The organism is Methylobacterium sp. GXF4 (genome assembly GCF_000272495.1).
GTDB classification, from domain to species: Bacteria; Pseudomonadota; Alphaproteobacteria; order Rhizobiales; family Beijerinckiaceae; genus Methylobacterium; species Methylobacterium brachiatum.
In genome coordinates this window covers 109,296-115,796 of the sequence record NZ_AKFK01000002.1, presented here as the reverse complement: position 1 = coordinate 115,796, position 6,501 = coordinate 109,296, and the positions used below count along the sequence as shown (strand labels likewise).

The 6,501-nt window shown below is 65.8% G+C and carries 6 protein-coding genes; 2 read left to right on the top strand and 4 right to left on the bottom strand.

What is annotated here, in order from left to right:
* Nucleotides 1-608: 608 nt before the first annotated feature.
* Nucleotides 609-1,564, top strand: a protein-coding gene (locus WYO_RS29455) for an IS630 family transposase (RefSeq protein ID WP_085985760.1) whose coding sequence is annotated in 2 segments (ribosomal slippage) — nt 609-948 and nt 948-1,564 — 957 coding nt in all. Because the reading frame shifts where the segments join, the coding sequence is not laid out codon by codon here.
* 537 nt (nt 1,565-2,101) lie between these two features.
* On the opposite strand, the gene WYO_RS31325 is transcribed toward WYO_RS29455, so the two are convergent.
* The 4 genes from WYO_RS31325 to WYO_RS30545 form a co-directional block, all read right to left on the bottom strand.
* The gene (locus WYO_RS31325) at nt 2,102-2,248 is read right to left on the bottom strand and encodes a hypothetical protein (protein WP_165486528.1); all 147 of its coding nucleotides are present in this window, start codon (nt 2,246-2,248) and stop codon (nt 2,102-2,104) included.
* Nucleotides 2,249-2,324: 76 nt separating this feature from the next.
* A complete protein-coding gene (locus tag WYO_RS00690; RefSeq protein WP_007557791.1) occupies nt 2,325-3,560 on the bottom strand; it encodes a DUF3095 domain-containing protein in 1,236 nt (411 codons plus the stop codon).
* Nucleotides 3,561-3,917: 357 nt separating this feature from the next.
* Nucleotides 3,918-4,232 (bottom strand): hypothetical protein, encoded by a 315-nt coding sequence (locus WYO_RS00685; RefSeq protein ID WP_007557789.1) that lies wholly within the window; start codon nt 4,230-4,232, stop codon nt 3,918-3,920.
* Between the two features lie 219 nt (nt 4,233-4,451).
* Complete coding sequence (locus WYO_RS30545) at nt 4,452-4,805, bottom strand: hypothetical protein (protein ID WP_210160726.1); 354 nt, start codon at nt 4,803-4,805, stop codon at nt 4,452-4,454.
* 102 nt (nt 4,806-4,907) lie between these two features.
* Between WYO_RS30545 and WYO_RS00680 the strand changes: the two genes are divergently transcribed.
* Nucleotides 4,908-6,458 (top strand): GMC family oxidoreductase N-terminal domain-containing protein, encoded by a 1,551-nt coding sequence (locus WYO_RS00680; protein ID WP_244424014.1) that lies wholly within the window; start codon nt 4,908-4,910, stop codon nt 6,456-6,458.
* Nucleotides 6,459-6,501 lie beyond the last annotated feature (43 nt).

Below are 6,501 nucleotides of genomic sequence, written 5' to 3'. Positions count from 1 at the left end.
CCGACGACCGGGTTGGGTCGATAGGAGACTGTCCGCTTTTTCGGCGGCTTCTCTCCGACGCGAGCCAGCCCTTTCGGCGATATCCGACCGGTCAGGCAATAGATCAGCTTGGTTCGAGTCCCTCAACATCCCCGCTGAGAGCGGCGTCTCCCTCGCGGCAAATGATTAGGCAAGCCCTTCTGCTCCCGTTACCTGTGACATCCAGTGCCGAGGTAAGCTATCGTTTTACAAACAGAATTCAGCATCAAATGTTGTCCGACACTTGGCCTTTCGATGCGATAACCAATCCTTCCGCTTGACGTCGTACCCCCTCCCCGGCGACCGGATCTGAGCAATCCGGCAGCCCCTCGTCGCTTTTGCAGCGCTCAGGTCAACAGGGTCTTGGCAGGGGCTAACGTTCCGACTTCGGTTTCCCTCGGTTTAGCCCGCGGACACGAGGCGCGCCGAGCAGCGGCCAGTCATATTTGTCGATTAGCCAGTAAATCCTTGGGAGTGAGGATCCACGCCCCCTAGGATGCTAGAGCGGTCACCGACCGGGTTGAATCGTCTGGGGTTTTCGCTGGGGTAGGGTTGTGATTCGATGCGCGGCTTTCCGAGGAGGAGAGCCGATGGCGTCTGCCCTATCTGTCGATCTGCGCGAGCGGGTCGTGGCTGCGATCGAGGCGGGCGCGTCACGCCGGGAAGCGGCACGACGCTTCGCGGTCAGCCCGGCCAGCGCCGTGCGCTGGCACGGGGCCTTCGTGCAGGAGGGTCGGACGCAGGCCAAGCCGATGGGTGGCGATCAACGCTCGCATACAATCGAGGCGCAGGCCGACCTGATCCGACGGACCTACGAAGCGCAGCCCGAACTGTTCCTGCATGAACTGCGCGACCGTCTGGCCGAACGAGGCCTGCGGGTCGGGGTGAGCAGCCTGTCCCGTTTCTTCAAGCGCCACGGCATCACGCGCAAAAAAACACTGGCCACGCCGCCGAGCAGGAACGGGAAGACGTGAAGGCCGCGCGCCTGTCCTGGTTCGAGCGCCAGCTCGACCTCGATCCGGACAGCCTCGTGTTCCTCGACGAGACCGCCACCCATACGAAGATGGCACGCCGCTATGGGCGGGCTCCGCGGGGTGAACGCTGTCGGGTCGCGGTCCCGTTCGGACATTGGAAGACCATCACCGTCACCGCCGGTCTGCGCACCAGCGGCCAGATGGCCACCGCCCTCCTCGATGGACCGATGACGGGCGCTCGCTTCCGCGATTACGTCGATGAAACCCTCGTCCCAGCCCTGCAGCCCGGCGACACGGTCGTGCTCGACACTCTGCCCGCCCACAAGGTCAGTGGTATCCGCGAGCGTATCGAAGCGGCCGGAGCGGGGCTGCTGTACCTGCCGGCCTACTCCCCCGACTTCAACCCGATCGAACGCGCCTTCGCCAAGCTCAAGGCCATTCTTCGTACCGAAGCCGCGCGCACGATCAGCGACCTCTGGGACACCATCCAACGGGCCTTCCGACGCTTCACGTCAGCCGAATGCCGACGCTATCTCGCCGCCGCAGGCTACGACGCATATGATCCAACATGATCGGATGCCGCTCTAGGGGTGCTTTGTGTTTGTGCCCCTCGGCACCTCGATCGCGCTTCCAGCATGGGCCAGCCGCTGACGCTACATTAAGACCTGGAGTAGCGCCTTCGTTGTTCCGCGGAACAACTGGCGAGTGCAGGGTTGTTCGCAAAAACGGTTTTCGGCACCTGACGTGCCCAGAGCCGATCCGCCGAATCTCATCAGGGAGGGCACACGCCCCGGTGCCCTACGAGATGACCGGGGCAGTCACCCTCGGGAGTGACGCCTCTTCCCTGAAAGCCCCCCAGAACTCCCCCGCACTTAGGGAGGGACGAGCCGTGAGAGCTAAGTCATTCAAAAGATTGGCGCGCCAAGGAGAAGGAAACTGCGAACACCCATATCATTGAGGTTGCAAGATGACTTTCGAAGGTATCCTGTCAGATAATTCTGGCAGCGACCTGCCCGAACCGCAGCGGATCACTCCAAACCCGACATTCAGCTTTCTGCCCATCCCGGTCATTCAGCCCGTTTCGAGACAGCTCCGAAGCGGACATTCCATCAGCAAAGATCCCGGGCCGGGTCCAGCCCGGCAAAAATTTTCGCGCCTTCGACCGGTCGCCGCTCGCAGGTATCGGCACGGATCAGGCTGGCGCCGACCGCGAAGGTTCCGCCATCGACCGAACGCTCGCAGATGCGGTGCGGCACAGGGATCTTGAACACCGCTCGCGGTCGGTCGTCTCCCCTGCACTTCATCCGGCAGCAGCCACGCTTCACAGCCGCCTCACGGGCTGGTCGGCACCACGGCCCCGACACGTGCCGCCCGACCCTTCAGCCGTGCGGCGGCCGCGGCGTAGCCTCCGCCAGCGCCATCGATGAAGTGCATGTGCCCGCTGCTCGGAACCGGAGGGCTGATGCAGGTCAACTGCGCAGCCGATTGCCGTTCCAGGCCGAAATGACAGATCCCCTGTGCCTCTGCAGCGGTGAGCTGCGCCTCCAGCCGATCCGCGAAAGCCTCGGTGCAGTCCAGGGTCATCCGCAGCGCATCGTCGTATTTGCGGAAGTCCGTATTCCCGACGATCTCGTGCCGAAACGCGGCGGGATCGAACGCGCCTAGCCGCAAGCCTGTGCGATAGAGCAGGTATTCCGGAATCGATCGTGCCACGAGCCGGAGCTTGCGCCAGAGGCGGCTCTTACGGCAGCCCGGCATGGCGCGCAGTTCGAGATCCAGCCCCATCCACGGTCCATGCATCTGCGGTCCGTCGTCCTGCATCGGACGGGCGACCTCGGCACTGATCTCCAGGCTGTGCAGGATCTCTTGCACGAGTTGCCGGAAGGCCGGCGCATCGCCGCTGTGCTGCGGCACGAGCATGAGCGAGAGCATCAATGCGTGGCGGGGACGGATCTCCTGCCAGCGGCAGGAGAGGCCGGTCAGGTCAGGCTGGCTGCCGGGCTCGGCCGGTACGACGGCATAGTCGCCGGCCTTCATGGCGGCTTCTGCCCAGGGCAGACCGCCTCCGCTGAACATCGCATAGGAAACGTGAGCACTGGGCGCGTAGCGGGCCACGCGCACGTCGAGCCCGCGATCGCGCACGGCTGAGACCGGCAGGAGAGCGGTGCGCAGCTCGAGCTGCAGCGCCTCACGGACCCAGACGGCCGTTGCCGCCAGCGCTTGTCTAGCGGTGTCGACGTCTTCCGGGCCAATGGCGAAGCTTGCCCCATCGCCGCCGAAGACGAAGGGAAACTCGCGCCGGCCGAGAGCATTGGAGACGGCCGCGATGATGGCTGCGCCGGCCGCATTGACCGCCTTGTAGCGGCCCAGCCCGATCTGCTGCTGGGAGCCGACGACATCGGCCACACCAAGCCACCACGTCGTGGGCAGCGGCCGATAGAGGGCTGGATCCATGAGGCTGGAGAAGGCGGTGAACCGCGGCAGGCTCTCGTAGAAATCAGGAGGCGTGAGGTGCTTGGCGGGTTCGACCTGCCGAGCTGCATCCGCCGGTTTCCGCGTCGCCGCCATCGCCCTGCTCCCCGGCGCAGACTCCGGCCGCGTGACGCGCCCGGATCCCGGCACTGACATCATCCTTGGTGGAACCACCATCACCACGGTCACGTGCACGCCTACAAGCGAACGCGCGACGGCGGCGACACACTCGCGACCGCTCCGCGCAGGAGCGAGCGACACCTCTAACGCGGTTGCGGCTCCAGTTTCGATATTCGCGCGGCATCTTCGGGACGAATGGGGCGGGGGGGGCCGTCACCAGTCCGTCGTCACAGCAAGCGGTGGTGTGCCGAGGTGGGCCAACGGGCCGCCGCTGCGTGTGCAGCGGCGGCCGGTCTCTGACCGAGGGCTCAATGAGCCGAGACGAAAGCTCCGTCAGCTGCAGACGCGCTCGTGTCCGAAGAACAAAGGGTTGTAGACGAAGCGGCAATCCCCGAAATCCGAGCTGAGGAAGTAGCGGCCTGCGGGATAATCCCAGTTGAACCCGCCGAAGCGCCGACGGAATCCACGGTGGTGGAAGTATCGATGGTGGCCAAATCCGCCGTACCCGAAGCCGCGATGGCCAAAACCGCCCTGATGGCCGAAGCCGCCGTGACCGAACCCGCGGGCGTCGGCGCTGGCAGCACCGCCGGCCAGCGTCGCGAGCGCGAGCCCCGCGACCATCATCGTCTTCGTCGAAATCGTCTTCATCGTGCTTCTCCCTGCTGGGGTGACAGCACTCTGCGCCCGACGATGGCCGGTCGCTGTGATCCCGGTCACAGAGAGCCGGACGCCCGGCGTGGCGCGGGATCTACGGCAGCGGCGCAGGTTCGCGCTTCAACCAAAGCTCGATGGGTTGGAACCGTCGGCGGATGGCCACCGTCCGCCGCGCGTCGAAGAGGCCGCCCGGCTCAGCGATACCGGCAGCCGTCAGGAGATCGGCGCTGACGGCGAGGCGGTCTCACCCACGGGATCGTGGAATGTTTTGAAGCGGGCGCGGGTGCGGACCGGGCCGAGGCGCTCACGCGTCGGACCGGTGCAGCCGGTGAGATCGATGAAGCGCACCGGGATCGCGCGCGTGAGGGGCGCAGCCAGATAGGTCGGGCCTGTAACGCATTCGGGGGCGTCTGCGAACAGGCCATCGTCAACGTCAGCCAATACTTCCTGTGTGACGACGATCACAGTCACGCAAGCCAAAGGCATGGAACATCCATCCGAAGTCCCGCGGCTCAAGAGCTTCGTCGCGTGCTCCGCAGCGATGCCGGGAGAAACCGTGCCGTTCATCAGCAACGGCCGCGCGGCAGAAGAAGGACTTCATATATCGTGAGCCAGTCTCGTCTCGAAGATCGCGATTCCTCGCGGCGCGCGCAGGAGAACCAGCACCGCTTGGTCGCGGAGCTGCGGTCGCAATACGACGTCATCATTTGCGGCGCCGGATCCTCAGGCTCGGTTGTGGCGCGGCGCCTCGCGGAGAATGCCGATCTGCGCGTGCTGCTGATCGAAGCCGGGGGCAGCGACGATGCCGAGGCGGTGCTCGACCCTGCCCAATGGCCGGCCAATCTGGGCAGTGAGCGGGATTGGGGATTTCAGGCGCAGCCGAACCCCCACCTGAACGGCCGTGCCCTGTCGATGGCGATGGGCAAAGGTCTCGGGGGCGGCTCCAGCATCAACGTGATGGTCTGGGCGCGCGGGCACCGCAGCGACTGGGATTACTTCGCTGCGGAGTCTGGCGATGCCGGGTGGAGTTACGACAACGTCCTCCAGATCTATCGTCGCATCGAGAACTGGCAGGGTTCGCCGGATCCCCGGTATCGCGGCGTTTCCGGACCGGTCTGGGTCCAGCCTGCTTCGGATCCCAGCCCCATCGCACACGCGATGCTCGATGCGGCCCGCGAGATCGGCATCCCGACCTTCGCGCATCCGAATGGCGTGATGATGGAGGGGCCGGGCGGCGCGTCGATCTCGGACATGCTGGTTCGCGACGGCCGGCGCCAATCGCTCTACCGGGCCTATGTCCATCCGTGGCTCGACCGCCCCAACCTGACGGTCCTCACCGACGCGACCGTGCGGCGCGTCCTGATCGAGCAGCAGCGCGCGGTCGGCGTCGAAGTGGTTCGCGCCGGGCAGATCCTGGAGATCAGTGCCCGGGCCGAGGTGGTGCTGTCGCTGGGGGCCATCCAGACGCCCAAGGTTCTGATGCATTCCGGCATCGGGGACCATGCGGAGCTGACGCGCTTCGGCATCCCGGTGGTGCAGCACCTGCCGGGCGTCGGGCAGAATTTTCAGGACCACGTCTCGTTCGGATGCATCTGGGATTATGCCGAACCCATCGCCCCCCGGAACAGCGGCAGCGAGGCGACCCTGTACTGGACGAGCCGCCCCGGGCTCGATGCGCCGGATGTGCTCTTCTGCCAGGTCGAATTTCCCGTGCCGAGCGATCGGACCGCGGCGCGCGGTGTGCCGGCGCAGGGCTGGACGATGTTCGCCGGTCTGGCGCGCCCGGCGAGCCGCGGCCGGCTTCAGCTGACGAGTGCCGATCCCTCGGTGCCGTTGGCGATCGAGGCCAACATGATGTCCGATCCCGCGGATATGGCGACGGCCGTCGCCTGCGTGGATCTGTGCCGCGCGTTGGGCAACGCACAGGCGTTTCGGCCGCATGTCCGCGGAGAGGCCATGCCGGGCGACATCAAGGGAGGCGCGCTCGAAGACTTCATCCGTGATGCCGCCGTGACCTACTGGCACCAGAGCTGCACGGCCAAGATGGGCCGCGATGCCCTGTCGGTGGTCGATGCATCGCTGAACGTCTACGGGATCGACGCTCTGCGCATCGCGGACGCTTCGATCATGCCGCGTGTGACGGCGGGAAACACGCAGGCCCCCTGCGCCATCATCGGAGAGCGGGCGGCCCAGATGATCGCCCAGGCTCACGGCCTGTGATCACCCTGCGCGTCGCGGCCCGGCATGGTTCTGAGGCTGCCTC

Excerpts from the sequence above, each read along its gene's own strand:
- WYO_RS00690 (WP_007557791.1), bottom strand. The coding sequence starts at position 3,560 with ATGGCGGCGACGCGGAAACCGGCGGATGCAGCTCGGCAGGTCGAACCC.
- WYO_RS00685 (WP_007557789.1), bottom strand. The coding sequence starts at position 4,232 with ATGAAGACGATTTCGACGAAGACGATGATGGTCGCGGGGCTCGCGCTC.
- WYO_RS30545 (WP_210160726.1), bottom strand. The coding sequence starts at position 4,805 with ATGAACGGCACGGTTTCTCCCGGCATCGCTGCGGAGCACGCGACGAAG.